General features: G+C 70.3%; 25 protein-coding genes and 1 riboswitch. Of the genes, 21 read left to right on the forward strand and 4 right to left on the reverse strand.

The window, feature by feature from the left end; translation table 11 throughout:
* Positions 1–8 precede the first annotated feature (8 nt).
* Positions 9–461 carry an Lrp/AsnC family transcriptional regulator gene (locus OG266_RS37395; protein ID WP_266467686.1) on the forward strand — a complete coding sequence of 151 codons (453 nt, stop codon included), beginning with the start codon at positions 9–11 and terminating at the stop codon, positions 459–461.
* Positions 462–527: 66 nt separating this feature from the next.
* Here OG266_RS37395 and OG266_RS37400 read toward each other — a convergent pair whose 3' ends face one another.
* On the reverse strand, positions 528–1,268 hold the full coding sequence (locus OG266_RS37400) for a GntR family transcriptional regulator (RefSeq protein WP_371551137.1): 741 nt from the start codon (positions 1,266–1,268) through the stop codon (positions 528–530).
* A gap of 211 nt (positions 1,269–1,479) precedes the next feature.
* Here OG266_RS37400 and OG266_RS37405 point away from each other — a divergent pair, with 211 nt between their 5' ends.
* The 7 genes from OG266_RS37405 (at position 1,480) to OG266_RS37435 (ending at position 9,912) form a co-directional block, all read left to right on the forward strand.
* Positions 1,480–2,634: an ABC transporter substrate-binding protein gene (locus OG266_RS37405; RefSeq protein ID WP_266467692.1), complete on the forward strand. Its 1,155-nt coding sequence runs from the start codon at positions 1,480–1,482 to the stop codon at positions 2,632–2,634.
* A complete protein-coding gene (locus tag OG266_RS37410; RefSeq protein WP_371551139.1) occupies positions 2,631–3,527 on the forward strand; it encodes an ABC transporter permease in 897 nt (298 codons plus the stop codon). Before OG266_RS37405 ends, OG266_RS37410 begins: the two co-directional genes overlap by 4 nt.
* Positions 3,515–4,339 carry an ABC transporter permease gene (locus OG266_RS37415; RefSeq protein ID WP_266467698.1) on the forward strand — a complete coding sequence of 275 codons (825 nt, stop codon included), beginning with the start codon at positions 3,515–3,517 and terminating at the stop codon, positions 4,337–4,339. The genes OG266_RS37410 and OG266_RS37415 overlap by 13 nt, the downstream gene beginning before the upstream one ends.
* A 4-nt stretch (positions 4,340–4,343) precedes the next feature.
* Positions 4,344–5,435, forward strand: coding sequence for an ABC transporter ATP-binding protein (locus OG266_RS37420; RefSeq protein ID WP_266467701.1), 1,092 nt, complete (start codon positions 4,344–4,346; stop codon positions 5,433–5,435).
* A 51-nt stretch (positions 5,436–5,486) separates the two neighbouring features.
* Positions 5,487–6,962, forward strand: a complete 1,476-nt coding sequence (locus OG266_RS37425) for an HAD-IA family hydrolase (RefSeq protein WP_371551142.1) — start codon at positions 5,487–5,489, stop codon at positions 6,960–6,962.
* A gap of 416 nt (positions 6,963–7,378) precedes the next feature.
* Positions 7,379–8,167: a carbon-nitrogen hydrolase family protein gene (locus OG266_RS37430; protein ID WP_371551144.1), complete on the forward strand. Its 789-nt coding sequence runs from the start codon at positions 7,379–7,381 to the stop codon at positions 8,165–8,167.
* A 50-nt stretch (positions 8,168–8,217) separates the two neighbouring features.
* Complete coding sequence (locus OG266_RS37435) at positions 8,218–9,912, forward strand: flavin monoamine oxidase family protein (protein WP_371551146.1); 1,695 nt, start codon at positions 8,218–8,220, stop codon at positions 9,910–9,912.
* A 45-nt stretch (positions 9,913–9,957) separates the two neighbouring features.
* On the opposite strand, the gene OG266_RS37440 is transcribed toward OG266_RS37435, so the two are convergent.
* Positions 9,958–10,632, reverse strand: coding sequence for a DUF5995 family protein (locus tag OG266_RS37440; protein ID WP_266467713.1), 675 nt, complete (start codon positions 10,630–10,632; stop codon positions 9,958–9,960).
* A gap of 173 nt (positions 10,633–10,805) precedes the next feature.
* Here OG266_RS37440 and OG266_RS37445 point away from each other — a divergent pair, with 173 nt between their 5' ends.
* Positions 10,806–11,930: a glycoside hydrolase family 6 protein gene (locus OG266_RS37445; RefSeq protein ID WP_371553095.1), complete on the forward strand. Its 1,125-nt coding sequence runs from the start codon at positions 10,806–10,808 to the stop codon at positions 11,928–11,930.
* Here the strand turns inward: OG266_RS37445 and OG266_RS37450 are convergent.
* Complete coding sequence (locus OG266_RS37450; protein WP_371551148.1) at positions 11,912–13,339, reverse strand: uracil-xanthine permease family protein; 1,428 nt, start codon at positions 13,337–13,339, stop codon at positions 11,912–11,914. The genes OG266_RS37445 and OG266_RS37450 overlap by 19 nt on opposite strands.
* A 121-nt stretch (positions 13,340–13,460) precedes the next feature.
* Between OG266_RS37450 and OG266_RS37455 the strand changes: the two genes are divergently transcribed.
* Together OG266_RS37455 and OG266_RS37460 are read left to right on the forward strand one after the other, a co-directional pair.
* On the forward strand, positions 13,461–14,726 hold the full coding sequence (locus OG266_RS37455) for an alginate lyase family protein (RefSeq protein WP_371551150.1): 1,266 nt from the start codon (positions 13,461–13,463) through the stop codon (positions 14,724–14,726).
* Positions 14,727–14,843: 117 nt separating this feature from the next.
* Entirely contained in the window at positions 14,844–15,305 is a 462-nt protein-coding gene (locus OG266_RS37460) for a thioesterase family protein (RefSeq protein WP_266467720.1), read from the forward strand.
* On the opposite strand, the gene OG266_RS37465 is transcribed toward OG266_RS37460, so the two are convergent.
* Positions 15,265–16,479, reverse strand: a complete 1,215-nt coding sequence (locus OG266_RS37465) for an MFS transporter (RefSeq protein ID WP_266467723.1) — start codon at positions 16,477–16,479, stop codon at positions 15,265–15,267. The genes OG266_RS37460 and OG266_RS37465 overlap by 41 nt on opposite strands.
* Positions 16,480–16,618: 139 nt before the next feature.
* On the opposite strand from OG266_RS37465, the gene OG266_RS37470 reads away from it, so the two are divergent.
* The 10 genes from OG266_RS37470 (at position 16,619) to OG266_RS37515 (ending at position 25,822) form a co-directional block, all read left to right on the forward strand.
* A complete protein-coding gene (locus tag OG266_RS37470; protein WP_371551153.1) occupies positions 16,619–17,809 on the forward strand; it encodes an ROK family transcriptional regulator in 1,191 nt (396 codons plus the stop codon).
* A 349-nt stretch (positions 17,810–18,158) separates the two neighbouring features.
* A riboswitch (FMN riboswitch) is annotated at positions 18,159–18,289 on the forward strand.
* Positions 18,290–18,441: 152 nt separating this feature from the next.
* Positions 18,442–19,044 (forward strand): riboflavin synthase, encoded by a 603-nt coding sequence (locus OG266_RS37475; RefSeq protein ID WP_371551155.1) that lies wholly within the window; start codon positions 18,442–18,444, stop codon positions 19,042–19,044.
* Positions 19,041–19,685 carry a nicotinamide mononucleotide transporter family protein gene (locus tag OG266_RS37480; protein ID WP_266467732.1) on the forward strand — a complete coding sequence of 215 codons (645 nt, stop codon included), beginning with the start codon at positions 19,041–19,043 and terminating at the stop codon, positions 19,683–19,685. Before OG266_RS37475 ends, OG266_RS37480 begins: the two co-directional genes overlap by 4 nt.
* Positions 19,682–20,980 carry a bifunctional 3,4-dihydroxy-2-butanone-4-phosphate synthase/GTP cyclohydrolase II gene (locus OG266_RS37485; protein ID WP_266467735.1) on the forward strand — a complete coding sequence of 433 codons (1,299 nt, stop codon included), beginning with the start codon at positions 19,682–19,684 and terminating at the stop codon, positions 20,978–20,980. Before OG266_RS37480 ends, OG266_RS37485 begins: the two co-directional genes overlap by 4 nt.
* Before the next feature lie 51 nt (positions 20,981–21,031).
* Entirely contained in the window at positions 21,032–21,517 is a 486-nt protein-coding gene (ribH, locus tag OG266_RS37490) for a 6,7-dimethyl-8-ribityllumazine synthase (RefSeq protein WP_266467742.1), read from the forward strand.
* Positions 21,518–21,551: 34 nt separating this feature from the next.
* Entirely contained in the window at positions 21,552–21,824 is a 273-nt protein-coding gene (locus tag OG266_RS37495) for a phosphoribosyl-ATP diphosphatase (RefSeq protein ID WP_018534786.1), read from the forward strand.
* A gap of 51 nt (positions 21,825–21,875) precedes the next feature.
* Positions 21,876–22,733, forward strand: a complete 858-nt coding sequence (gene hisG / locus OG266_RS37500; RefSeq protein ID WP_266824669.1) for an ATP phosphoribosyltransferase — start codon at positions 21,876–21,878, stop codon at positions 22,731–22,733.
* Positions 22,734–22,747: 14 nt separating this feature from the next.
* A complete protein-coding gene (locus OG266_RS37505) occupies positions 22,748–23,203 on the forward strand; it encodes a PH domain-containing protein (RefSeq protein WP_371551158.1) in 456 nt (151 codons plus the stop codon).
* Positions 23,204–23,402: 199 nt separating this feature from the next.
* The gene (locus OG266_RS37510) at positions 23,403–24,728 is read left to right on the forward strand and encodes a hemolysin family protein (RefSeq protein ID WP_371551159.1); all 1,326 of its coding nucleotides are present in this window, start codon (positions 23,403–23,405) and stop codon (positions 24,726–24,728) included.
* Positions 24,725–25,822, forward strand: coding sequence for a hemolysin family protein (locus tag OG266_RS37515; protein WP_266467755.1), 1,098 nt, complete (start codon positions 24,725–24,727; stop codon positions 25,820–25,822). The genes OG266_RS37510 and OG266_RS37515 overlap by 4 nt, the downstream gene beginning before the upstream one ends.
* Positions 25,823–25,950 lie beyond the last annotated feature (128 nt).

A 25,950-nucleotide genomic window follows, 5' to 3' on the forward strand; every position in this document is an offset into this window, starting at 1 on the left:
CACCCGCAGTGCTGAACGATCTCGACGAACGCATCGTGCACGCCCTCGCCGAGGATGCGCGGCGCTCCTATGCCGACATCGGGCAAGAGGTCGGTCTGTCCGCGCCCGCCGTGAAGCGGCGCGTGGACCGGCTGCGGTCCAGTGGGGCCATCACCGGGTTCACCGTGCGGGTGGATCCGGCGGCGCTCGGGTGGGAGACCGAGGGGTTCGTCGAGATCTACTGCCGACGGAACACCTCGCCGGAGACCATTCAGCGGGGGCTGGAGCGGTATCAGGAGGTGGTGGCCGCGTCCACCGTCACCGGGGACGCGGATGCGGTTGTGCAGGTTTTCGCCTCCGACATGCGGCACTTCGAGCGGGTGCTGGAGCGGATTGCGGGGGAGTCGTTCGTGGAGCGGACGAAGTCCGTGCTGGTGCTTTCGCCGTTGCTGCGACGGTTTTCTTCGGGGTCGCCCACGTAGTCGCTCTGCTGCGGGCGGGTGGGGGCTGGTCGCGCAGTTCCCCGCGCCCCTTTGGGTCGCTCCTGTTCACTCTGCTGTTTTGCGGGCCAGCGCGTTGTTTCCTATCGAGTTGTGGACGCTGAAGCTCACCGCGTCCGAGCGGTAGCGGTCGTCCGACCATTCCACCGGGCGTCCTTCGCGGGTTGTGGTGACTCGGCGGACTCGTAGGAGAGGGCTGGTGCGGCGGACGTCGAGGAGGTCGGCGTCCTGGGCACCTGCCGCCACCGCGTCGATGACGTGCTCTCCGTAGGCGAAGACCAGGCCCGTGTCCTCGAAGAGGCGTTGGGTGACGGAGGGGCAGTCGGGCTCGATGGCCTCGACGGCGGGCGAGATCCAGTCGGCGTACACGGTGCGCTCCAGGAGGACCGGCTCGCCGTCCAGGCCGCGGACGCGCAGCACGTGCAACACCGTGGTGTTCTCGCGCAGTTGGAGTCGCACAGCGTCCTCCGCCGTCGCCGGGCGGCGCTCCTGTGTCACTACATGGCCGGTGGCCTCCCGCCCCATCGCGCGCGCCCACTGGGCGAAGCTGCGCAGCTCGGCGAAGCTCTGGCTGCGGCGGCCGGCCAGGACCACGCGGCGGGCGCCCTGGCGTGAGCCGATGAGTCCCTCGGCGGTCAGGGACGCGACGGCCTGGCGGACCGTGCCGCGCGAGACGGCGTACTGCGCCGCGAGTTCTGTCTCCGCCGGGAGCAGGCTGCCGACGGTGTACTCCTCGCGGTCGATCGCCCGCCGCAGCTCCTCGGCGATCTCCTCGTGTCGCGCCGGCATGCTTCCCCTCTGATTCGGTGACTGTGCACAGAGTGATCACCTTAGTCGAGGCGTGGAGGTGACACGTGTGGGCAGGGATTGTCCGGGGAATCAGGGGTCAGGGTTTCGCCAGTGTTTACGAACACGACATCGAGGGCGGGCCTACTGAGGCCAACTTGTTCAGACAAGTTTCCGGCTCCATCACACCCTCGTGCGTACTCCTGGAGAGACCGTGACCGTGTTCCTGCCGAGGACCGCCGTCCTCACCGGCGGCCTCGCCGTCGCCGCCGCGCTGGCCCTGAGCGCCTGTGGCGCGGCCCCCGAAGAGTCCACCACCGCCGACGGCAAGAGCGCGGCCACCGCGACCTCGGCCGCGGACTTCGGCGGTCTCGACGCCCTGGTGACGGCGGCGAAGAAGGAGGGCACGCTGCAGGCGATCGCCCTGCCCCGCGACTGGGCCAACTACGGTGCCCTGATAGACGGCTTCGAGAAGAAGTACGGCATCAAGATCAAGGTCGAGAACCCCGACGGCTCCAGCCAGGACGAGATCAACGCCGTCACCTCCCGCAAGGGCCAGGACCGCGCCCCCGACGTCCTCGACCTCGGCAGCTCCTTCGCGCTGAGCGCCGCCCAGCAGGGGCTGCTCGCGCCCTACAAGGTGGCGACCTTCGCCGACATCCCCGAGGGGCAGAAGGACGCGCAGGGCCGCTGGACCAACGACTACGGCGGCTACATCTCCATCGGCTGCGACGCCAAGCGCGTCAAGACCTGCCCGACCACCTTCAAGGACCTGCTGAAGCCGGAGTACAAGGGGCAGGTCGCCCTCAACGGCAACCCCACCAAGTCCGGCTCGGCCTTCGGCGGCGTCTACGCGGCGGCCCTCGCCAACGGCGGCTCCTTCGACGACATCCAGCCCGGCCTCGACTTCTTCGCCGAGCTGAAGAAGAACGGCAACTACACGCCGGTCGAGTCGACCCCGGCCACCGTCGAGAAGGGCGAGACGCCGATCAGCATCGACTGGGACTACCTGAACGCCGGGTACGCCGAGGAGTTCACGTCCAAGGGCGTCGACTGGAAGGTCACGGTCCCGGAGGACGGCAAGTTCTCCCAGTACTACTCCCAGGCCATCAACAAGGACGCCCCGCATCCGGCGGCCGCCCGGCTGTGGCAGGAGTACCTCTACAGCGCCGAGGGCCAGAACCTCTGGCTCGCCGGGTTCGCCCGCCCGGCCCTGATGACCGCCATGGAGAAGGCCGGCACGCTCGACAAGACCGCCGCCGCCAAGCTTCCCGAGGTCTCCGGCACGCCGAGCTTCCCGACCGAGGACCAGCAGAGCAAGGCCAAGGAAGTCCTGGCCCAGGGCTGGGGCAAGGCCGTCTCCGGATGACCGCGACTCTCGCCAAGGCCGACGTGGTGCCCGCCGCTTCCCAAAAGCGCGGGCGCCGCGTCGCCGGCTGGCTCCCCGTCGTCCCGCTGCTCGTCGTCGTGGCGATCGCCTTCGGGATCCCCGCTCTCGCCATGCTGAACGGCGCCTTCACCGTCAAGGACCAGACGACCGGCGCCACTTCGTACAGCACGGCCAATCTGACCGACTCGCTGCAGGGCGCCTACTTCACCGCCCTGGTCGGCAGCGTCAAGCTGTCCGCCGTCTCCGCGGGCATCGCGACCGTCCTCGGACTGCCGCTCGCCCAGGCCGTGGTGACCTCCCGCTTCCGCGCGCTGCGCGAGGCCGTGCTCACCGCGTCCGGCGTCCTCGCCAACTTCGGCGGCGTCCCGCTGGCCTTCGCGTTCGTCGCCACACTCGGCAACGCGGGTGTCCTGACGCGGCAGTTCGGCCTGACCGACAAGGGCTGGAACCTCTACAGCTTCTGGGGTCTGGTCATCGTCTACCTGTACTTCCTGATCCCGCTGATGGTCCTCACCATCACGCCCGCCCTCGACGGACTGCGCTCCCAGTGGCGCGAGGCCGCGCAGAACAACGGCGCCACTTCCACGCAGTACTGGCGGCACGTGGCCCTTCCCGTCCTCGCGCCCTCGCTGCTCGGCGGCTTCGTGCTCCTCTTCGGCAGCGCGTTCGCCGCGTACGCCACCGCCGCCGCGATGGTGGGCAGCGCGGTTCCGCTGGTCACCCTGCAGATCGCCGACGCCATCTCCGGCAACGTCCTGGTCGGCCAGGAGAACGTGGCGCTCGCGCTCAGCCTCGACATGGTCCTGATCGCGGGCGTGGTGATGGCCGTGTACCTGCCCCTGCAACGACGGAGCGCGCGATGGCTCGCCTGAACCTCTGGCGGTGGGCCGTCCTGGCCCTCGCCGCGCTGTACTTCCTGGTGCCGCTGGGCGCGTCCGTGATCTTCACCGTGGACGTGCCTGGGCAGGGAATCACCTTCGACGCGTACAGCGAGATCGTCTCCACCGAGGGCTTCACCTCCAGCCTGCTGCTCTCGCTGGAACTGGCCCTCGCCACCATCGCCGTGGTGCTGCTCCTGATGGTGCCCGCGATGGTCGCGCTGCGGCTCGGCGCGCCCCGGCTGCGGCCGGTCGTCGAGGTGGTGTGCTCGCTGCCGCTGGTCGTCCCGCCGATCGCGTTCGTCGCCGGGATCTCCACCGTCCTCAAGTGGGGTCCCGAACACCTCTCCCGTACGCCGCTGTTCCAGACCTTCGTGGCGATCCAGAACCCGAGTTTCCCGTTCGTGCTCGTCCTCGCGTACGTCGTGATGGCGCTGCCGTTCGTGTACCGGGCGCTGGACGCGGGGCTGCGCGCCGTCGACGTACGCACCCTCGTCGAGGCCGCCCGCAGCTGCGGCGCGCCCTGGCCGCAGGCGCTGGTCCGGGTCGTGCTGCCCAATCTGCGCGGGGCGCTGCTCAACGCCTCCTTCCTCACACTGGCGCTGGTCCTCGGCGAGTTCACGGTCGCGCAGCTGCTCGGCTTCCAGCCCTTCGCCGTGTGGATCTACAGCGTGGGCGGCTCGCAGGCGCAGCTGTCCGTCGCCGTGTCCGTACTCAGCCTGCTCGTCACGTGGGCGCTGCTCCTCTCGCTCGCCGTGTTCGGCGGCCGCTCCTCCAAAGCATCCGCTTCGGCCTCCCGGGGATGAACCCATGACTGTCACCACGCTTCAGAAAACGTCCGAGAAGTCCGAGAAGGCCGCCACCGTCGAATTCCGGGGCCTGCGCCGCGAGTTCGGCTCGACCGTGGCCCTCGACGGGCTCGACCTCACCGTGCAGCCCGGTGAACTCCTCGCCCTGCTCGGCCCGTCCGGCTGCGGCAAGACCACCGCGCTGCGCATGCTCGCCGGGTTCGAACACCCCGACTCCGGCGAGGTGCTGGTCGACGGCGAGGACGTCACCCGCGTCCCCGCGCATCGCCGCGACGCCGGGATGGTCTTCCAGTCGTACAGCCTCTTCCCGCACCTGAGTGCCCTGGACAACGTGGCCTTCGGACTGCGGATGCGCAAGGTCCGTACGGCCGAACGGCGGGCCCGCGCCGCCGAGTTGCTCGACCTCGTCGGACTCGCCGACAAGGGGGAGAGCTTCCCGCACCAGCTCTCCGGAGGCCAGCAGCAGCGCATCGCACTGGCCCGCGCACTCGCCCTGCGCCCGCGCGTACTGCTGCTCGACGAGCCGCTCTCCGCCCTCGACGCCAAGGTGCGGCTCAGCCTTCGTGACGAGATCCGCCGGCTTCAGCAGGAACTCGGCATCACCACACTGTTCGTGACGCACGATCAGGAAGAGGCGTTGTCCATGGCGGACCGCGTCGCCGTGATGCGGGCCGGGCAGCTCGAACAGTGCGCCGCACCTGCCGAGTTGTACGGTCGGCCCGCCACCGCGTTCGTCGCCGAGTTCGTCGGCACGATGAGCCGCCTTCCGGGACGGCTGGACGCAGGCGCGGTCCACGTGCTCGGGCAGCGGCTGCCCGTCGACGGGGAGGCACCTGCCGTGGCGGAGGGGGATGTGGTGGATGTGCTCGTACGGCCCGAGGCGGTACGGGTACGGGCCGACGACACGGGTGACGCCCGGGTTGTCGCCACCGCCTTCCTCGGGGCGGCCATCCGGGTCACCGTGCGGCTCGCCGACGCCACCGAGGTCAAGGCCGATCTGCCGACGCACGAAGCCGCGTCGCTCGGATCGGGTGCCGCGGTGACGGTGAGTCTGCCGGAGCGGCCGGTACTGGTCGCCGCGCGCACCAACTGAACCACCCCCGGTCGGGCCCACTCGGGCCCCTGTTGAGTGAAAGAGAGTTCCGTGACCCACCGCACCACCCCCCAACCCATCCTCCAGGCCGTCCTGTTCGACATGGACGGCACGCTCGTGGACACCGAGCGGCTGTGGTGGGAGGCGGTGGAGCAGGTGGCGGACGGGCTCGGGCGCCGGCTGACGAAGGCCGATCAGCCGGAGGTCCTCGGGCGCCCGGTCGAGTACACCGCGGCGTGGCTGGGCGGCATCACGGGGGCCCCTGTCGAGGGGATCGCCGCCGAACTGCACCGGGAGTTCGCCGACCGCGTCCGCACCGGCATCGTGCCCCGGCCCGGCGCGCTCGAACTGCTCGACTCGCTGGCCCGTGCGGGCGTACCCACCGCCCTGGTGACCGCGTCGCCGCGCGCCGTCGCCGACACCGTCCTTCAAGCCCTCGGCGCCGGACGCCTCACCGTCTCCGTCACCGCCGACGACACCGAGCGCACGAAGCCCGACCCCGACCCCTACCTCGCCGCCTGCCGAGCCCTCGGTGTCGACCCCGCCGCGTGTGTGGCCGTCGAGGACACCCAGACGGGCGTCAGCTCAGCCGAGGCGGCGGGCTGCGCCGTGCTCGCCGTGCCCTCGCTCGCACCGATCGCCCCCGCCCGCGGACGCACCGTCCTCGCCAGCCTGGAGGAGGTGACCCCGGCGCGGCTGCGGGCCATGGTCGCGCCCCGTGAGCTGCGGGTGATGAGCTGGAACCTCTGGTACGGCGGTACGAAGGTCGACGACCACCGGGAGAAGCAGCTCAAGGTCATCGCCGAGACGGGGGTGGACGTGGTCGCACTCCAGGAGACGTACGGCACGGCGGCGCAGGAACTCGCCGGTGCGCTCGGCTGGCACCACCACCGGGGCGGCGACAACCTCGGCATCATCAGCCGGTACCCGATCATTTCTCGTCTCGGGGACCCGGACGTCGGCTTCTACGGGGGGACCGGGGTGCGGATCCAGCTCGACGGCGGGCAGCAGGTTGCCGTCTGGAGCGCCCATCTCGACTACACGCCGTACGGGCCGTACGAGGCGTGCTTCGACGGGCTCCCGGCGGCGGATCTGATCGCTCATGAGGGTGTGCGGCTTGCCCAAATGCGGGAGATCCTGCGCGGGATTGCGGACTCTTCGGATGCCGGTACGCCTGTTCTGCTGCTGGGGGACTTCAACGCTCCCTCGCACCTGGACTGGCCCGATGTCGAGTGGCCCGTCACGAAGGCTGCGGAGGAGGCGGGGCTGCGGGACTCGTATCGCGAGGTTCACCCGGATCCGGTGCGTGAGCCTGGTCACACGTGGTCTCCGGTCCATGCCGAGCATGAGGACGGCAGTGGGCGGGCCGAGCCCCAGGACCGGATCGACTATGTGTTGTACCGGGGGCTGCGGGTGCTCGACTCCCGTGTCTTCGTCTGCGGCAGCCCGAGTGCGTGGCCCGACGTCGCGGGCAACGACTGGCCTTCGGACCATGCGGCGGTGATCACGACGTTCGGGCTGGGGTAGGGGTTTTCGCCCCCTCCGCCCCTGCCCGTCCCGTTCCTGGGGGCTGCCGCCCCCAGACCCCCGCATCGCGCTGACGCGCTCGTCCTCAAACGCCGGACGGGCTGAAAGATCTCCCCGGCCGGGGAGAAAGATCTGCCGCCGGTGCGAAAGATTGCAGCTCCGGCCGGGGGAAGATTCAGCCCCTCCGGCGTTTGAGGAGCGGGGTCTGGGGCGGAGCCCCAGGAACAAGGGACGGGTAGGGGCGGAGGGGGCGAAAACACCTCTCACCCGACCCGCGCAACGAATCGCCGTCACCCCCACCCCCCACGCAACGATTCGTCCGCGCACGCGCAACGGCTCCTCCTTGTCCCCCCGCCCCCCGCGCCCGTACCGTCTAACAGGCCCCCCAAACCCCTCCGTACCGGCAAGGAACACGCATGCGCACAGCCCTGCTCCAGAGCTCCGGCCGCCCCGGCTCGGTCGTCGAGAACCTCAGGGTTCTCGATGAGGCCGCGGGCCGTGCCGCGGCGGCGGGTGCCGGGCTGCTGGTGGCGCCGGAGATGTTCCTGACCGGGTACGCGATCGGCGACGACATCGCGCACCTCGCGGAGCCCGCGGACGGCGACTCCGCGGACGCGATCGCGGAGATCGCCACCCGCCACGGAGTGGCCGTGGCCTACGGCTACCCCGAGCGCGCCGGAGACGCGGTCTTCAACTCCGCGCAGTTGATCTCCGCCGACGGCACCCGTCTCGCGAACTACCGCAAGACCCACCTTTTCGGCTGCTTCGAGCAGGACCACTTCACCCCGGGCGAGCAGCCGGTGGTGCAGGCCGAGCTCGGCGGGCTGCGCGTCGGGATCATGATCTGCTACGACGTGGAGTTCCCGGAGAACGTCCGGGCGCACGCCCTCGCCGGCACCGACCTCCTGCTCGTGCCGACCGCGCAGATGCACCCGTTCCAGTTCGTCGCCGAGTCGGTCGTGCCGGTGCGCGCCTTCGAGAACCAGATGTACGTCGCGTACGTCAACCGCACCGGCCAGGAAGGGGAGTTCGACTTCGTCGGGCTCTCGACACTGGCCGGGCCCGACGGGGTCGCCCGAGCCCGGGCGGGCCGTGGCGAGCAGCTGGTCCTCGCGGACGCCGACCCCACCTTCCTGGCGGCCTCGCGCGAGGCGAACCCGTATCTGAAGGACCGCCGCCCCGGCCTCTACGGGTCCCTCGTCTGAAGTCTGCCGCTCGCCTTCCCCCAAGCTTTTCTGCAAGGAGTCCGTACCCCATGACGTCCACCGTGCCCACCGCCGTCCAGCACGCCGACGTGCAGCAGCCGCCGATCACCATGTTCGGCCCGGACTTCCCGTACGCGTACGACGACTTCCTCGCGCACCCCGCGGGCCTCGGCCAGATACCCGCGACCGAGCACGGCACCGAGGTCGCGGTCATCGGCGGCGGCCTCTCCGGCATCGTGGCGGCCTATGAGCTGATGAAGATGGGGCTCAAGCCCGTCGTCTACGAGGCCGACCAGATCGGCGGACGGCTGCGCACGGTTGGCTTCGACGGCTGCGACCCCTCGCTCACCGCCGAGATGGGCGCCATGCGCTTCCCGCCCTCCTCCACGGCCCTGCAGCACTACATCGACCTGGTGGGCCTGGAGACCCGGCCGTTCCCCAACCCCCTCGCGGAGTGCACGCCTTCGACGGTCGTCGACCTCAAGGGCGAGTCGCACTACGCCGAGACGGTGGACGACCTGCCGCAGGTCTACCGCGATGTCGCGACCGCCTGGAACGCCTGCCTCGAAGAGGGCGCCGACTTCTCCGACATGAACCAGGCCATGCGCGAGCGCGATGTCCCGCGCATCCGCGAGATCTGGTCCCAGCTGGTCGAGAAGCTCGACAACCAGACCTTCTACGGCTTCCTCTGCGACTCGGACGCCTTCAAGTCCTTCCGGCACCGCGAGATCTTCGGCCAGGTCGGCTTCGGCACGGGCGGCTGGGACACCGACTTCCCGAACTCGATCCTCGAAATCCTGCGCGTCGTCTACACCGAGGCCGACGACCACCACCGCGGCATCGTCGGCGGCTCCCAGCAGCTGCCGCTGCGGCTGTGGGAGCGCGAGCCGGAGAAGATCGTGCACTGGGCGTACGGCACGTCGCTGGCCACGCTGCACGACGGCGCCCCGCGTCCGGCCGTGACCCGGCTGAACCGCACGTCCGGCAACCGGATCACCGTGACGGACGCGAACGGCGACATCCGCACCTACCGGGCGGCGATCTTCACCGCCCAGTCCTGGCTGCTGCTCTCGAAGATCGCCTGCGACGACTCGCTCTTCCCGATCGACCACTGGACGGCGATGGAGCGCACGCACTACATGGAGTCGAGCAAGCTCTTCGTGCCGGTCGACCGGCCGTTCTGGCTGGACAAGGACGAGGAGACCGGGCGCGACGTGATGTCGATGACCCTCACCGACCGTATGACGCGCGGGACTTACCTCCTGGACGACGGTCCGGACAAGCCCGCGGTCATCTGCCTCTCGTACACCTGGTGCGACGACAGCCTGAAGTGGCTGCCGCTGTCCGCGAACGAGCGGATGGAGGTCATGCTGAAGTCGCTCGGCGAGATCTACCCGAAGGTCGACATCAGGAAGCACGTCATCGGCAACCCGGTGACCGTGTCCTGGGAGAACGAGCCCTACTTCATGGGCGCGTTCAAGGCGAACCTGCCCGGCCACTACCGCTACCAGCGGCGCCTGTTCACGCACTTCATGCAGGACTCGCTGCCCGAGGACAAGCGGAGCATCTTCCTCGCCGGTGACGACATCTCCTGGACCGCCGGCTGGGCCGAGGGTGCCGTGCAGACCGCCCTGAACGCCGTTTGGGGCGTCATGCACCAGCTGGGCGGCGGGACCGACCCGACCAACCCCGGTCCTGGCGACGTCTACGACGAGATCGCGCCGGTGGAGCTTCCGGAGGACTGATGCCGGAGGACTGATGCCAGAGGTCGGGCGCCCGGCGCCGGGCGATCAGTCCGGCATCGGTGTGAGCAGCATCCGCCCGGCGAAGCCCACCGCGGCGTCGAGGCGGTCGCCGAACTCCTCGGCGAGCTCGGGGAGTCCGCGCAGCGCCCACAGGGCCCGGGCGGCCGACCAGGTGGCGTCGCGCGCCCGGTCCAGGCTCCACGAGCCGAGCAGGTGGGTCAGCGGATCGGCGATCTGAAGGAGATCGGGCCCCGGCATCAGTTCTTCGCGGATGCGCTCCTCCAGCGAGACGAGGAGATCGCCCACGCGGTCGAACTCGTCCTCCAGCTCGGCCGGTTCGCAGCCGAGCGTACGACAGGCGTCCACGACCGCGAGCGCCAGATCGTGCCCGACGTGCGCATTGATGCCCGCGAGCGCGAACTGCAGCGGGCGTACCCCGGGATGCCGGCGGAACTGCAGCAACGGCCGCCAGCACGCGGGCGCCCGCCCCTCCTCGGCCACCCTCAGGTAGCGCTCCGCGAACCGGACGTCCAGCGTGATCGCGGCCTCCGGATCCGGGAACTCCCCGGCGTCCAGACGCCGGTCGAGCTCCTCGGTGACGGCGAGGTAGACGCGGTTGAACACCGCGACCCCGTCCCGCTCCGGGAGGGTCGCGTCCAGGGTGCGCATACGGGAGACGACCGCGTCTACGGGAGTGGTGAAGTGTTCCAACAGCGCCATGGAGGCAGCGTCCCAGTCCTAGGCTGACCGCAGTGCCGCCGGGCCGGACGCTTCCCCAGAACGGGGGAACACGTCCGTGGCGGGAGTGGGGGGAGCAGTACGTGTCAGGCTTACGTGCCCAGCGCGCGGCCGTACGAAGGGCCGAGCGCAGGCGTGCCGCCCGGCGCGGTGCCATGGTGGCGGCGGCCTCGGTCGTGGTCGCGGTCGGCAGCGTCACAGGGATGATGTCCGCGCTCGGCGACGGGCGCCCCTCCGACGACGCCAAACCCCTGGTGACCCGCGCTCCCAGTCTCCTGCCGCTGCCCGCCGTACCGACTCCGTCACCCACCCCAACCTCGGCCTCACCGGCCCCGTCGAAGTCCGCCGCCTCGGCGAAACCGAAACCGAGCCCGAAGCCGTCCGCAACCAAGAAGAGGACGGAGACCCTGGCCGCCTCCGCCGGGCTCTACCGCCACCCTGAGTCCCAGGTCCTCGACTGGGTCGCGGACCATCCCGGCGACTCCCGGCGCTCGGTCATCGAGTCCCGGATAGCCGACCGCCCGGCCGCGGTCTGGTTCGCCGACTTCACGCCGTCCACCATCACCGCGCGGGTCAGGGCGGTCACCTCGGGCGGCGCCGCGCAGGGCCGGGTCCCGGTCGTCGTGGCGTACGCGATCCCGGGGCGCGACTGCGGCGGCGCGTCGGAGGGCGGGGCCCCCGACCTCGACGCGTACGACGGCTGGATCGACAAGTTCGCTGCGGGGCTCGGCTCCAGCGAGGTCATCGTCATCCTGGAGCCCGACTCACTCGCCCAGGCGAGCTGCCTCTCCGCCGGCCAACGCGCCGACCGCTCCGCCTCCTTGGCCCGCGCCGGCCGCGTCCTCAAGGCCGCGAACCCCCGGGCCCGCGTCTACTACGACGCCGGCCACTCCGACTGGAACCCGGCCGCCACCCAGGCCGCGCTCCTCAAAAAGGCGGGCGCCGCCTCGGCCGCCTCCTCCGACGGCATCTTCACCAACGTCTCCAATTTCCACCGTACGAGCGCGGAGATCGCGTACGCCCGGGAGGTGTTGTCCGCTCTCGGCGGCCCGGCGAGTCTGGGCGCCGTCATCGACACCAGCCGGAACGGCAACGGCGCCCCGGCCGACGGAGAATGGTGCGATCCGTCGGGCCGGAGGATCGGACAGGCGCCGACCCTGAACACCGGAGAGGCCCGGATCGACGCCTACCTGTGGGTGAAGTTGCCGGGCGAGTCGGACGGCTGCAAGGGCACGCCGGGGACCTTCTCGCCCTCGTACGCCTACGACTTGGCGACCTGAGAACCCTGGCCGGAGCCCTGGCTGGAATCCTTGTCCGAGTCCTTGTCGTAGGACGAGGTGCCCTCGTCGAGCAGCGGCTCCTGCGTCTTGAGGTGGGCCGGAGCCATCGCCCGCAGCGCGTGGTACCCGGTGATCACGACGACCGTGCCGAGCGCGATCCCGCTCAGCGAGAAGGTGTCCGTGAACGTCATGGTCACGTTGCCGACGCCGATGATGATGCCCGCGGCGGCCGGCACCAGGTTCAGCGGATTGCGCAGGTCCACCCGGGCGTTGAGCCAGATCTGGGCACCGAGCAGGCCGATCATGCCGTACAGGATGACGGTGATGCCGCCGAGGACACCGCCCGGGATCGCCGCGACGATCGCGCCGAACTTGGGGCAGAGGCCGAAGAGGAGGGCGAAGCCCGCGGCTGCCCAGTAGGCGGCCGTCGAGTAGACGCGGGTCGCGGCCATCACGCCGATGTTCTCGGAGTACGTGGTGTTGGGCGGGCCGCCGACCGCCGTGGAGAGCATCGATGCGACGCCGTCCGCGGAGATCGCGGTGCCCAGCTTGTCGTCCAGCGGGTCGCCGGTCATCTCGCCGACGGCCTTCACATGGCCCGCGTTCTCGGCGACAAGGGCGATGACGACGGGCAGCGCGACGAGGATCGCCGACCACTGGAAGGACGGGCCGTGGAAGGAGGGCAGGCCGATCCAGTCCGCCTTGCCCACGCCCGAGAGGTCCAGGCGCCAGTGGTCGGTGAGCTTGCCGCTCGCGTCCACCGAGTGGATCCGGCCGAAGATCCGGTCGAAGGCCCAGGAGATCCCGTACCCGAAGATCAGGCCCAGGAAGATCGCGATCCGTGACCAGAAACCACGCAGGCAGACGACGGCCAGACCGGTGAACGCCATCACGAGCAGCGCCGTCCACTGGTCCTGCGGCCAGTACGTGGACGCGGTCACCGGCGCCAGGTTGAAGCCGATCAGCATGACGACCGCGCCGGTCACGATCGGGGGCATCGCGGCGTGGATGATGCGCGCCCCGAACCGCTGCACCGCGAGACCCACCAGGAACAGCGCCACGCCCACGACGAAGACCGCGCCCGTCACCGTCGCGCTGGTGCCGCCCTGCGCGCGGATCACCGCGGCGACGCCGACGAAGGAGAGCGAGCAGCCGAGGTAACTGGGCACGCGGCCGCGGGTGGCCAGCAGGAAGATGACCGTCGCGACGCCGGACATCATGATCGCGAGGTTCGGGTCCAGGCCCATCAGGACGGGTGCGACGAAGGACGCCCCGAACATGGCCACCACATGCTGGGCGCCGAGCCCGAAGGTGCGCGGCCAGGAGAGGCGTTCATCGGGGCGGACGACCGCTCCGGGGGCGGGCGTTCGCCCGTCGCCGTGCAGTTTCCAACGCACGCCGAGGTCCATGGTGAGGGATCGCTTTCTCTGTACGTGAATCGGTCCGGACCATTGTCAGGGGTAACCAGCGGCCCTACGCTCGCACGGTCCTACTCGTGAACTACGTTCATATGTATGATCGGAGTGTCTGATGAGTGCAAGACCTCGACTGGGCGTGGTGCTCGCGGCCGTGGTCACCCTGGCGGCCGTCGTCGTCCCCTCCGCCGCGGCTCATGCCGCGCCGAAGGTCCCGAAGACCGCGGTCCTCGACGGCGCCCGGCTGCAGCAGACCAAGGTCCGTCTCGACCGCGGCGATCCGCAACTCAAGCGCACGCTCGGGTACTTGACGGCCCGCGCCGACAAGTGGCTGGACCAGGGCCCCTGGACGGTCGTCGACAAGCCGAGACCCGCCCCCAGTGGCGACGTCCACGACTACCTCAGCCAGGCCCCCTACTGGTGGCCCTCCCAGCCCAAGACCGCCGACAATCCCTGGGGTTGCCCCTATGTCCAGCGCGACGGCCAGCGCAATCCCGAGGTCGACACCGGCACCGACCGCCAGGACGTCGAGAAGGTCTTCGACTCCACGTACGACCTCTCGCTCGCCTGGTACTACACGGGCAAGAAGAAGTACGCCGAGAAGGCCGCGTCCGTCCTGCGCACCTGGTTCCTCGACCCCGGCACCCGGATGAACCCCAACCTGAACCACGGGCAGTTCATCCCCTGCAAGTACGACGGCCGGGCCATCGGCATCATCGACTTCTCGCAGTCCTATACGAGCGTCCTGGACGCCATAGCGATTCTGAACACGGGCGCCCCCGGCTGGTCGAGGACCGACCGCTCCGAAATGCTCGCCTGGAACACCGACTTCCGCGACTGGCTGGCCGACGGCGCCTTCGGCAAGGAGGAGGGCGCCGCCAAGAACAACCACGGCACCTTCTACGACATGCTGCTCGCCGGCCTGGCGTACGCGACCGGTGACAGGGATCTCGCACGGCGGACCGTCCTCGACGCGCGCGCCAAGCGGATCGACCCGCAGATCGCCGCCGACGGCAGTCAGCCCCAGGAGCTGGCGCGCACCCGCAGCTGGCACTACTCGACCTTCGACCTGGTCGCCTACACCCGGCTCGCGGCCATCGGACGGCACGTCGGTGTGAATCTGTGGTCCTACGAAGGTCCGGAAGGCCAGAGCCTGTTCAAGGCGGTCGACTATCTGCTGCCCGCCGCGACCGGGGCCCAGTCGTGGCCGTATCCGGAGCTGGAGTTCTACCGGCTCGCGGCCAGCGATGTCGTGCACGCGGCGGCCGACGCCGGTGACAAGGCGGCGCGGGCCGCTGTTCCGAAGCTGGAAACGCCCCCCGGCGGCGACCTGTGGGCGCTGCGGCCGGCCGCGGAGCAGTTGGACTCGATAGCGGGCTGAGTACTCGGCTCCGGGGAACTGGTCACTCAGCTCCGGGGGCTTCTGAGCGTTTGCTTAGGATGGGGATGTTGTTTTCAGCCATGCGTTCCCGTCCCGTACGCCTCAGGAGCCCCGCCCGTGACCGCCGAAGCCCCGATCGCCCCTGCCATTGCGTACGGGCGGCTCATACCCGTCACCGTCCACTTCGACGACCTCGACGCGCTCGGACTGCTCCACAACGCCCGCTACCCGGTGCTGGTCGAGCGCGCCTGGACGGCGCTGTGGAACGAGCGGGGCTTCGGCGGCTACGAGGGCGACTGGGAGGCCGCGGGCGACTTCTGCAACGCGGTCAAGGAGCTGCGGATCAGCTACGAGGCCCCGGTGAACCGTCCCGGCGCGTACGCTGTCCACCTCTGGCTGGAGCGGCTCGGGACGACCGGACTGACGTACGGCTTCCGCTTCTGCTCGGACGATGGCGCGCTGACGTACGCGCACGGCACGCGGGTGCTTGTCCGGCTGGACGCCGGGACGCTGCGCCCGGCGCCCTGGAGCGACCCGTTCAGGGCCGTGGGTCGGGAACTGCTGCGCTCGGCGGGCTGACCACCTTCGGCCGGTCCCGGTCGCCGGCGCGCAGCACACCCGCGAAGGCGGCGAGCCCGGCGGCCAGTACCGTCACCAGACCGAACGACACCATCAGGCTCGTCGCCTGCGCCAGCGAGCCGATCACGCTCGGCGCGACCAGACCCGAGGTGTACGTGATGGTGGCGACGCCCGCGATGGCCTGGCTGGGGTTGGGGCCGCTGCGGCCCGCCGCCGCGAAGCAGAGCGGGACCACGACCGCGATGCCGAGGCCGAGGAGCGCGAACCCGCTCATCGCGACCGCCGGGTGATCCGCGACGACGATCAGCAGCCCGCCCAGTACGGCCAGGACGCCGCCCGCCCGTACGGTGCGTACCGCGCCGAAGCGGTTCACCACCGCGTCTCCCACGAGCCGGGCCACCGCCATGGTCAGCATGAAGCCGGTCGTCGACGCCGCCGCCAGACCGGCCGAGCTGCCCAGTTCGTCCTGCAGATAGACCGCCGACCAGTCCAGGCTCGCGCCCTCGGCGAAGACCGCGCAGAACCCGACCGCGCCGATCAGCAGCGCCGACCGCGGCGGCAGCGCGAACCGGGGCGGTGCCTCCTCGTCCTCGGTGGGCTGCAGGTCGAGCACCCAGCGGCAGGCCACCACTCCGAGGACGGTGAGGGTCGCCGCCGCCAGCGCGTGGTGCACGCGCGCGTCCGAGCCCAGGTGGGCGGCGAGTGTGCCGCCCGCCGAGCCGATCAGGGCGCCCGCGCTCCACATGCCGTGCAGGCTGGACATGATCGACTTGTCGAGCCCGCGCTCGATTTCGACGCCCAGCGCGTTCATGGCGACATCGGCCATGCCGGCCGTGGCGCCGAAGGTGAACATCGCCAGGCACAGACCGAGCAGGTTCGGCGCCTGCGACGGGAGAATCAGGGCAAGCGTCCACAGTGCCATCAGGCCGCGCAGGGCAGCGCGGGAACCGAAGCGGTGGCTGATCCGGCCGGCCAGCGGCATCGAGACGGACGCGCCGAGCGCCGTGAAGGCGAGCGCGAACCCCAGCTGGCCGGTGCTGAGCCCCGCATGGTCCTGGATCCACGGCACGCGGGTCGCGAAGGACCCGGTGACCGCGCCGTGCACCGCGAACACGGCGGCCACGGCGTACCGTGCGCGCTTCAACTCGCGCATGTCGTAGACCACTTCACTCATCGTGCCGCTGCCCCTCCTGGACGTCCTCCCCGCACTGCCGTCGTAAACTATCAGGCACCCTGCCTGATAAATAGAGAATTTACGGCCGGGGAACCGGACCGAGGGCTCCGTGCCCCCACTGATCTGGAAGGATCCCGGCATGCCCGCATCTCCGAGCACCGCCCGGGCCATCAACGACCGCCTCGCCCTGCGCCTCATGCAGCAGGAGGGCCCTTTGACGGCAGGGCAGTTGAAGCAGCTCACCGGACTGTCCCGGCCCAGCGTCGCCGACCTCGTCGAGCGCCTCGCCGCCGCCGGGCTGATCGCGGTGGTGGGGGAGTCGGGGTCGCAGCGGCGCGGTCCGAACGCGCGGTTGTACGGGATCGTCGCCGACCGGGCGCATCTGGCCGCCCTCGACGTCCGCACCGAGGGCGTCTCCGTGGTCGTCTCCGACCTGCTCGGCACCGAACTCGCGCGGGCTTCGGTGCCCATCACGGACGACGCGGGCACCGGGCCGGCCGTCGAGCAGGCGGTGGCGCTGGTGGAGCGCGTGGCCAAGGAGGCCGGAGCCGAGCGGCTGCACACGGTCGGCATCGGCGCCCCCGGCCTCATCGACCCCTCCACCGGCGAACTCCGCGACTCCTCCGGCCTCCCCGAGTGGCACCGCCGCCTGGTCGCCGCTCTCCAGGAACGCCTTCCCGCCGCCCGCGTCCTGGTCGAGAACGAGACGAACCTCGCCGCCCTCGCCGAACAGCGCGACGGCGCCGCCGGCGACCGCGACACCTTCGTGCTGCTGTGGCTCGGCCACGGCACCGGCGCGGCCGTCGTCCTCGACGGCGCCCTGCGCCGCGGTGCCTCCGGTGGCACCGGCGAGATCGGCTTCCTGCCGGTGCCGGGTACCGCGACCCTGCCGTCGGCGACGGACTGCGAGGGCGGCTTCCACTCGCTCGCCGGGGCGGCGGCGATCGCGGGACTCGCTGCGCAGTACGACCTCGTGGCGGAGGAGGTGCCGCACGAGCCCTACGCGGCGGCGCTGGTGAGGAAGGCGGTCGGTGCGCACGCGGAGGAGCCCGCCGGGCGTTTCCTCGATGCCCTCGCCGACCGCCTCGCCATCGGTGCCGCCTCCGTCGTCGCCGTGCTGGACCCCGGCTGCGTGGTCCTGGGCGGTGAGGTCGGGCAGGCCGGTGGGGACGTACTCGCCGCGCTGGTCGCGGAGCGGCTCGTATGGATGTCTCCGTTGCCCGTGGAGGTGCGCGCGAGCGTGCTGGGCGGGGGCGCGGTGCTGCGCGGCGCGCTGCTCACGGCGCGCGACGGCGCACAGGACGAACTGTTCGCGCCGCCCGTCCGGTAACCCCGTGGAGGCCCCGCGGAGGTCGGGCTGGAGGCCCGGCGGCGGGGCAAGGGCCTCCGTCACCGCCGCCGGGCCGATCGGGGGGCGGGTGCGGCAATTCGTGACAGCCCCGCCGATGCTCGCGGAGCCATGATCGCGACCCTAGGAGGACTAGACCAGTGCGGTCAATAGGTATGGACCAATATCGGTCGCGGATGATGGCGCGGAGGCCCAAGCGGGCGCCCTGACGCCGGAGTTGACCGGGGGTGCGACCCCGCAGAAGTCCACTCATCCGGCCTGTGAGCCAGCCCACAGACATTCGCCCGCATGGGCGTCGATCAGGCGTGGCACACTGGCCATGTACCAGAAGCAGCGCACTCCGGGGTCGGTGAAAGTCCGAACCGGCGGTTACAGTCCGCGACCCGGTCGCTTCCAGCGGCCGGTTGACCAGGTGAAATTCCTGGACCGACGGTTAAAGTCCGGATGGGAGGCAGTGCGCGGCGGGCGGGCATTCGTGCGCGCTGCCGTTTGTTTCGACTTGTCCTGACGGGACGAGTCTCATTCGGCATCGTCCCGGTGTCGTAGTCCGTTTCATTCTGTCGTCATCGACAGGCCCCGGAGTCCGTGCCCTATGAGGCAGGAGGACCCGGGAAGTGTTCACCGGAATCGTCGAAGAGCTGGGTGAGATCACCGCCGTCGAGAACCTCGGCGACGCCTCACGCTTCCGACTTCGTGGCCCTGTAGTCACCGAAGGTGCGCAGCACGGCGACTCCATTGCCGTGAACGGAGTCTGTCTCACGGTCGTCGAGCACGAGGGCGACGAGTTCACCGCCGACGTCATGGCGGAAACCCTCGACCGCTCCAGCCTCGGCGCCCTGGCCGTTGGCTCCCGCGTCAACCTGGAGCGCCCCACCGCGGTGGGCGCACGTCTCGGCGGGCACATCGTGCAGGGTCATGTCGACGGCACGGGCGCGGTCATCTCGCGCACCCCGTCCGAGAACTGGGAGATCGTGAAGGTCTCCCTCCCGGCGGACCTCTCCCGGTACGTGGTCGAGAAGGGCTCCATCACCGTCGACGGCATCAGCCTGACCGTCGTCGAGGCGGGCTCCGACTACTTCACCGTCAGCCTCATCCCCACCACCCTCGCGCTGACCACGCTCGGCCTCAAGCAGCCCGGCGACCCGGTCAACCTCGAGGTCGACATCATCGCCAAGTACGTCGAGCGCCTCCTCGGCACCAAGGAGGCGGCGCGGTGAACTGGCTCAACTCCGAGGCCTTCACGCTCTTCGACCAGCACATCAAGTGGTCGGACATGATCGGCAACACCATCGGGCTGGTCGCCCTCGCGCTCGGCTGGCGGCGCTCGATCTGGACCTGGCCCGTCCAGTTCCTGTCCGGTGTCATCCTCCTCGCGGCCTTCGCCACGGCCCACCTGTCCGGCAGCGCCGGCAAGCAGGTCGTCGTCATGGTCGTCGCCGCGTGGGGCTGGTGGCAGTGGAACCGCGGCAAGGGGCAGGCGCAGGACGGCTCCATCGCCGTACGGTTCGCCACCTGGCGCGAACGCGGCGCGCTGCTCGGCGCGGCCGCAGTGGGCACCCTCGCGGTCGGCCTCCTGTTCAAGGCATACCCGACCCTCTCCTGGGACCCTTGGCCGGACGCCTACATCTTCGTCGGCACCATCGTCGCCATGTACGCGCAGGCGCGCGGCATGGTCGAGTTCTGGTTCGCCTGGCTGCTGGTCGACCTGGTGGGCGTCCCGCTCAACTTCGCCAACGGCTTCGCCTTCTCCGGTTTCGTCTACGTCGTCTACGGCGCGCTCGTCCTGTGGGGCATGCGCGACTGGTGGCTGCGCTCCCGCAAGGCCGGGCAGCCCGTCCTGGAAGGAGCCCCGGCATGACTACAGCGCCGGTTTGGTACAGCACGGGCCACGATCAAGACGCCTCGGATTTCGCGCTCGATCCGGTCGAGAAGGCCATCGCGGACATCGCCGCGGGCCGCCCGGTCGTGGTCGTCGACGACGAGGACCGGGAGAACGAGGGCGACCTCGTCATCGCCGCCGAGAAGGCGACCCCCGAGATCGTCGCCTTCATGATGAGCGAGTGCCGCGGACTGATCTGCGCCCCCATGGAGGGCGAGGAACTGGATCGGCTCCGGCTCCCGCAGATGGTCGACGACAACACCGAGTCGATGAAGACCGCGTTCACCGTGTCCGTGGACGCGTCGGCCGCTCACGGTGTGACCACCGGCATCTCGGCATCCGACCGTGCCACCACGCTGCAGCTCCTCGCGGACGGCAGCGCCCGGGCGGACGACTTCGTCCGCCCCGGCCACATCTTCCCGCTGCGGGCCAGGCCCGGCGGCGTCCTGGTCCGCAACGGCCACACCGAGGCCGCAGTCGACCTGGCCCGCCTCGCCGGCCTCCGCCCGGCCGGCGCGATCGTCGAGATCGCGGGGGAGGACGGCCGCATGCTCCGCCTCCCCGAGCTGATCCCCTTCGCCCGCAAGCACGGCCTGACGATCATCTCCATCGAGGACCTGATCGCCTACCGCCGCACCGCCGAGCCCACGGTCCGCCGCGAGGCCAAGACACAACTGCCCACCTCCTTCGGCGAGTTCACGGCGTACGGCTACCGCTCCACCGCCGACGGAGTCGAGCACGTCGCCCTGGTCCACGGCGAGATCGGCGACGGCGAGGACGTCCTCGTCCGCGTCCACTCCGAGTGCCTCACCGGCGACGTCTTCCACTCGCTGCGCTGCGACTGCGGCCCCCAGCTCCAGACCTCCATGGAGCGCATCCAGGCCGAGGGCCGGGGCATCGTGGTCTACCTCCGCGGTCATGAGGGGCGCGGCATCGGTCTGCTGTCCAAGCTGCGCGCGTACGAGCTTCAGGAGCGCGGCCGGGACACCCTCGACGCCAACCTGGAGCTGGGCCTGCCCGCGGATGCCCGGGACTACGGCGCGAGCGCGCAGATCCTCGACGATCTCGGGGTGGCGAGCGTCCGCCTGATGACCAACAACCCCGACAAGACCGACGCGCTCGTCCGGCACGGCCTCAAGGTCACGAGCCGGGAGCCGATGCCCGTACAGGCGGGCGAGCACAACCTCCGCTACCTGCGCACCAAGCGGGACCGGATGGGACACGACCTGCCCTGGCTCGACACGACCACCGTGTCGGCCTGCGGCAACCAGTAACAACCGTAATTTCGCACAGCACAGCACAGCACAGCAGCAATGAGGAGAGACGTGAGCGGCAAGGGTGCACCTGAACTGTCCGTACGCAACTGCGGCGACCTGCGCGTCGCGGTCATCGCGGCACAGTGGCACGAAAAGGTGATGGACGGCCTCGTCGACGGCGCGCTGCGCGCCCTGCACGAGCTGGGAATCGACGAGCCGACCCTCCTTCGGGTGCCCGGCAGCTTCGAGCTCCCGGTCGTCGCGAAGGTCCTCGCGGGCCGCGGATACGACGCCATCGTCGCGCTCGGCGTCGTCATCCGCGGCGGCACACCCCACTTCGAGTACGTGTGCCAGGGCGTCACCCAGGGCCTCACCCAGGTCTCCATCGACACCGGTGTCCCCATCGGCTTCGGCGTGCTGACCTGCGACACCGAGGAGCAGGCCCTCGACCGCGCGGGCATCGAGGGCTCCAACGAGGACAAGGGACACGAGGCGGTGACGGCCGCCGTGGCGACCGCGGCCACCCTCCGCTCAGTATCTGAACCCTGGCGCTGAGGGATGTGGGTAAGCGCGTAGGGTGAGGACCACCATGTCCAATAAGACGTTCGAGGAGCTCTTCACCGAGCTCCAGCAGAAGGCCGCCACCGGCGATCCCGCCACTTCGCGCACCGCCGAGCTGGTCGGCAAGGGCGTCCATGCCATCGGCAAGAAGGTCGTCGAAGAGGCCGCCGAAGTATGGATGGCCGCCGAGTACGAGGGCAAGGAAGCCGCCGCCGAGGAGATCTCGCAGCTGCTCTACCACGTTCAGGTGATGATGGTCGCGCGTGGGATCTCCCTCGACGACGTGTACGCCCACCTCTGAGCCGTAGCCCCGCACCCCCGCACGTACGAACTAACAAAGGAAGCCGACCTCATGCTGCGCATCGCCGTCCCCAACAAGGGTTCCCTGTCAGGACCTGCGGCGGAGATGCTGCATGAGGCCGGCTACCAGCAGCGCCGGGAGTCCAAGGAGTTGCGGATCGTCGACCCGGAGAACGAGGTCGAGTTCTTCTACCTCCGCCCCCGCGACATCGCGATCTACGTCTCCTCCGGCCGCCTCGACATCGGCATCACCGGCCGCGACCTGCTGATCGACTCGGGCGCCAACGCCGAGCCGATCCTCCCGCTCGGCTTCGCCCGCTCCACCTTCCGCTTCGCCGGCAAGCCCGGCACGGCGGCCGGTATCGCGGACCTGGCCGGCAAGACCGTGGCCACCTCCTACGAGGGCATCGTCGCCAAGCACCTCGCCGACCACGGCGTCGACGCCTCCGTCGTGCACCTCGACGGCGCCGTCGAGACCGCCATCGAGCTGGGTGTCGCCGAGGTCATCGCGGACGTCGTCGAGACCGGCACCTCGCTGCGCAACGCGGGGCTCGAGGTGTTCGGCGACCCGATCATGAAGTCCGAGGCCGTCGTCATCCGCCGCGTCGGAGCCGACGCCACCGAGGACGCCGAGCCCAAGGTGCAGCAGTTCCTGCGCCGACTCCAAGGCGTCCTGGTGGCACGGACGTACGTGATGATGGACTACGACTGCCGCGCCGAGCACCTGGAGAAGGCCGTCGCGCTCACCCCCGGCCTGGAGTCGCCGACCATCTCGCCGCTGCACAACGAGGGCTGGGTCGCCGTCCGCGCGATGGTCCCGTCCAAGGAGGCGCAGCGGATCATGGACGATCTGTACGAGCTCGGCGCGCGGGCCATCCTGACCACGGCCATCCACGCCTGCCGGCTCTGAGGGACCTCGAGACCATGTCCGAACTTCCCGCCCTGCCCGTTACTTTCCGGCCGTCCCGAACCCGGGCCGTCCTGGTCAGTACCGGTGTGGCGATCCTTGTGGTTCTCACCACGGTCGTGATGCTCCTGGAGCAGCTCGGCCCGGGCGAGAGACTCAGCTTCATCCTCACGGGGGCCCTGATCTTCGGGGTGCTCCTGATGCTGGCCCGGCCCAAGGTCGTCGCCGACGAGAGTGGCGTCACCGTCGTCAACATCGCCAGCAGCAGGCGCCTGGCCTGGGCGGAGATCCTCCAGGTCAACCTGCGCCCGGGCGACCCCTGGGTGTTCCTCAACCTCAGTGACGGCACCAGCCTGCCCGCGCTCGGCATCCAGCCGGGCATCGCCAAACAGCGCGCGATCGAGGACGCCCGCGCCCTTCGAGCCCTCGCCGAAGCCCGCTCCACGGGTCACCCCGAGGAACATCAGGCCTGACTCTCAGCCTTCCACCCTGCCGCTCGGGCCCATGTCTTGATTAATCTGTTGGCGGAGGCGTTTTCATCGCGCCTCCGCCACTGATGTGCCACCCGGTATTCAGAGGCCCCCAGCTACCCGAGGAGTGACTCCCTCCAGCGATGGACGGATCGTCCTGTAGTACCTGCGCCGCCCCCTTCCGACATATCGAGGCGGCGGCATGATCATCCCCTTGCTGCTCCTTGGGGCGGCATTCCTGCTCATTCTCGCCAACGGATTCTTCGTCGCGGCGGAGTTCGGCCTGGTCACGGTCGAGAAGCCCGACGCCGAGAAGGCGGCCGCCGAGGGCGACCGACGGGCTGCGACAGTCGTCAACTCGCTCAAGGAGCTGTCCTTCCAGCTCTCCGGCACCCAGCTCGGCATCACCATCACCTCACTCGTCGTCGGCATGCTCGCCGAACCGGCGCTCGCCGAACTGCTGCACGGACCGTTCACCGCGACCGGTCTGCCCGAGGGCGCCGTGCCCGGCGTCGCCGTGGTCGTCGGCATGCTGCTGGCCGCGGCCGTGCAGATGGTCATCGGCGAACTCGTGCCCAAGAACTGGGCCGTGTCCAAGCCCCTCCAGGTCGCCCGCTTCGTCGCGGGCCCGCAGCACATGTTCTCCCGCACGTTCCGGCCGGTGATCGCCGCGCTCAACGCGGTGGCCAACCGGCTCGTCCGGGCCCTGGGCGTCGAGCCCGCCGAGGAGCTGGCCTCCGCCCGCACCCCCGGCGAACTCATCTCCCTGGCCCGGCACTCGGCGCAGGCCGGCGCCCTGGAGCAGGACACCGCGGATCTCTTCGTACGCACCATGTCGCTGGCCGATCTGACCGCGCAGCACGTCATGACGCCGCGCGTGAAGGTCAGCGCCCTGCAGTCCTCGGCGACCGCCGAGGACGTCGTCAACCTCACCCGGGCCACCGGCCTGTCCCGCTTCCCCGTCTACCGGGAGCGGATCGACGAGATCGTCGGCATGGTCCACCTCAAGGACGCCCTCGCGGTGCCCTCACGCGACCGGCTGCGTACCCCCGTCGGCCGGATCGCCCAGGCGCCGCTGCTCGTTCCGGAGACGCTGCCCGTGCGGCCGCTTCTGGAGCAGCTGCGCAGCGATCAGCCGATCGCCGTCGTCGTCGACGAGTACGGCGGCACGGCGGGCGTCGTCACCCTGGAGGACATCGTCGAGGAGCTCGTCGGCGAGGTCCGCGACGAGCACGACGGCCAGGATCTGCCCGAACTCGCGGCGGCGCCGCCCGAGGACGGGAAGCCCGCGTGGGAGGCCGACGGCAGTTGCCGGGTCGACGTCCTGAAGCGCATAGGCCTCGACGTGCCCGAGGGCCCGTACGAGACCGTGGCGGGCCTCGTCGCCGATCTGCTCGGCCGTATCCCGGCCGCCGGTGACAAGGCGGAACTCCCGGGCTGGCGGCTGCTGGTGCGCCAGGTCGGGCACTACCGCGCCGAACGCGTACGGCTCGTGCGGACCGCGCCTGTCGCGGAGGCCGTCCGATGAGCGTGCTCCAACTCCTCTTCGCCGCCCTGCTGGTGCTCGCCAACGGCTTCTTCGTCGGCGCCGAGTTCGCGCTCGTCTCCGTGCGGCGCAGTCAGATCGAACCGCTGGGGACCGCGCGGGCGCGACAGGTGCTGTACGGCCTGGAGCGACTGCCCCAGATGATGGCCGCGGCCCAGTTCGGCATCACCGTCTGCTCGTTGACGCTCGGCGCGGTCGCCGAGCCGACCGTCGCGCAGCTCCTTGAGCCGCTCTTCGAGGCGGTCCACATGCCGCACGGGATGATCCACCCCCTCGGGTACGTCATCGCGCTCGCCTCGGTCGTCTTCTTCCACCTGGTCATCGGCGAGATGGTGCCGAAGAACCTGGCGATGGCCGCGCCCGAGAAGACGGCGCTGTGGCTCAGCCCGGGCCTGGTCGCGTTCGCGCGGCTGTGCCGGCCGGTCACCGTGGGCCTCGGGGCCTGCGCGCGGATGATCCTCAAGCTGTTCCGCGTGGAGCCCAGGGACGAGGTCGAGGCGGTCTTCACAAGTGAGCAGCTCAACCGCCTCGTCGAGGACTCCGGCCAGGCCGGCCTTCTCGACCCCGAGGAGCAGGAGCGCCTCGAGGACGCCCTGGAACTGGGCTCCCGCCCGGTCACGGACGTCCTCCTCGACTCCGGCTCCCTGGTGACCGTGGGCCCCTCGGTCACCCCCGGCCAGGTCGTCGCGCTCACCGCCCGCACCGGGTACTCCCGTTTCCCGGTGGTCGCCGAGAACGGCGCCTTCATGGGCTATCTGCACGTGAAGGACGTACTGGACCTGGAGGAATCGGACCGGGCGGTACCCCAGCAGAACTGGCACGCCATGACGACCCTGCGGGCCGAACTCCCTCTGGACGACGCCCTCACCGTGATGCGCCGCGCCGCGACGCACCTCGCCCAGGTCGCCGACGCGTCCGGCAAGGTCGTGGGCCTCGTCGCGCTGGAGGACGTACTGGAACTCCTGGTCGGCGAGGTACGCGACCCGGCACACCGGGAGGTTCCGGCAGCGCCGGTACGTGTCTCGGAACCACGAGCGAGCGAGGCCCCGGAGGAGGCACAGGCACTGGCGAGCTGAGCACCGGGTTTCTTCGCCCCCGCCGCCCCTACCCTTCCCATCCTTCTGGGGCTCCGCCCCCAGACCCCCTAAAAGATCGCGCAGTTCCCCGCGCCCCTGAAGGGGCGCGGGGAACTGCGCGACAAGCC

The organism is Streptomyces sp. NBC_00554 (assembly GCF_041431135.1).
Lineage (GTDB): Bacteria > Actinomycetota > Actinomycetes > Streptomycetales > Streptomycetaceae > Streptomyces.

Coding starts and splice junctions, on each gene's coding strand:
- OG266_RS37505 (WP_371551158.1), top strand. CDS start 22,748: ATGTCCGAACTTCCCGCCCTGCCCGTTACTTTCCGGCCGTCCCGAACC.
- OG266_RS37465 (WP_266467723.1), bottom strand. CDS start 16,479: ATGAGTGAAGTGGTCTACGACATGCGCGAGTTGAAGCGCGCACGGTAC.
- OG266_RS37485 (WP_266467735.1), top strand. CDS start 19,682: ATGACTACAGCGCCGGTTTGGTACAGCACGGGCCACGATCAAGACGCC.
- OG266_RS37420 (WP_266467701.1), top strand. CDS start 4,344: ATGACTGTCACCACGCTTCAGAAAACGTCCGAGAAGTCCGAGAAGGCC.
- OG266_RS37435 (WP_371551146.1), top strand. CDS start 8,218: ATGACGTCCACCGTGCCCACCGCCGTCCAGCACGCCGACGTGCAGCAG.
- OG266_RS37430 (WP_371551144.1), top strand. CDS start 7,379: ATGCGCACAGCCCTGCTCCAGAGCTCCGGCCGCCCCGGCTCGGTCGTC.
- OG266_RS37470 (WP_371551153.1), top strand. CDS start 16,619: ATGCCCGCATCTCCGAGCACCGCCCGGGCCATCAACGACCGCCTCGCC.
- OG266_RS37510 (WP_371551159.1), top strand. CDS start 23,403: ATGATCATCCCCTTGCTGCTCCTTGGGGCGGCATTCCTGCTCATTCTC.
- OG266_RS37400 (WP_371551137.1), bottom strand. CDS start 1,268: ATGCCGGCGCGACACGAGGAGATCGCCGAGGAGCTGCGGCGGGCGATC.
- OG266_RS37515 (WP_266467755.1), top strand. CDS start 24,725: ATGAGCGTGCTCCAACTCCTCTTCGCCGCCCTGCTGGTGCTCGCCAAC.
- OG266_RS37495 (WP_018534786.1), top strand. CDS start 21,552: ATGTCCAATAAGACGTTCGAGGAGCTCTTCACCGAGCTCCAGCAGAAG.
- OG266_RS37455 (WP_371551150.1), top strand. CDS start 13,461: ATGAGTGCAAGACCTCGACTGGGCGTGGTGCTCGCGGCCGTGGTCACC.
- OG266_RS37415 (WP_266467698.1), top strand. CDS start 3,515: ATGGCTCGCCTGAACCTCTGGCGGTGGGCCGTCCTGGCCCTCGCCGCG.
- OG266_RS37450 (WP_371551148.1), bottom strand. CDS start 13,339: ATGGACCTCGGCGTGCGTTGGAAACTGCACGGCGACGGGCGAACGCCC.
- OG266_RS37445 (WP_371553095.1), top strand. CDS start 10,806: ATGGTGGCGGCGGCCTCGGTCGTGGTCGCGGTCGGCAGCGTCACAGGG.
- OG266_RS37410 (WP_371551139.1), top strand. CDS start 2,631: ATGACCGCGACTCTCGCCAAGGCCGACGTGGTGCCCGCCGCTTCCCAA.
- hisG (WP_266824669.1), top strand. CDS start 21,876: ATGCTGCGCATCGCCGTCCCCAACAAGGGTTCCCTGTCAGGACCTGCG.
- OG266_RS37440 (WP_266467713.1), bottom strand. CDS start 10,632: ATGGCGCTGTTGGAACACTTCACCACTCCCGTAGACGCGGTCGTCTCC.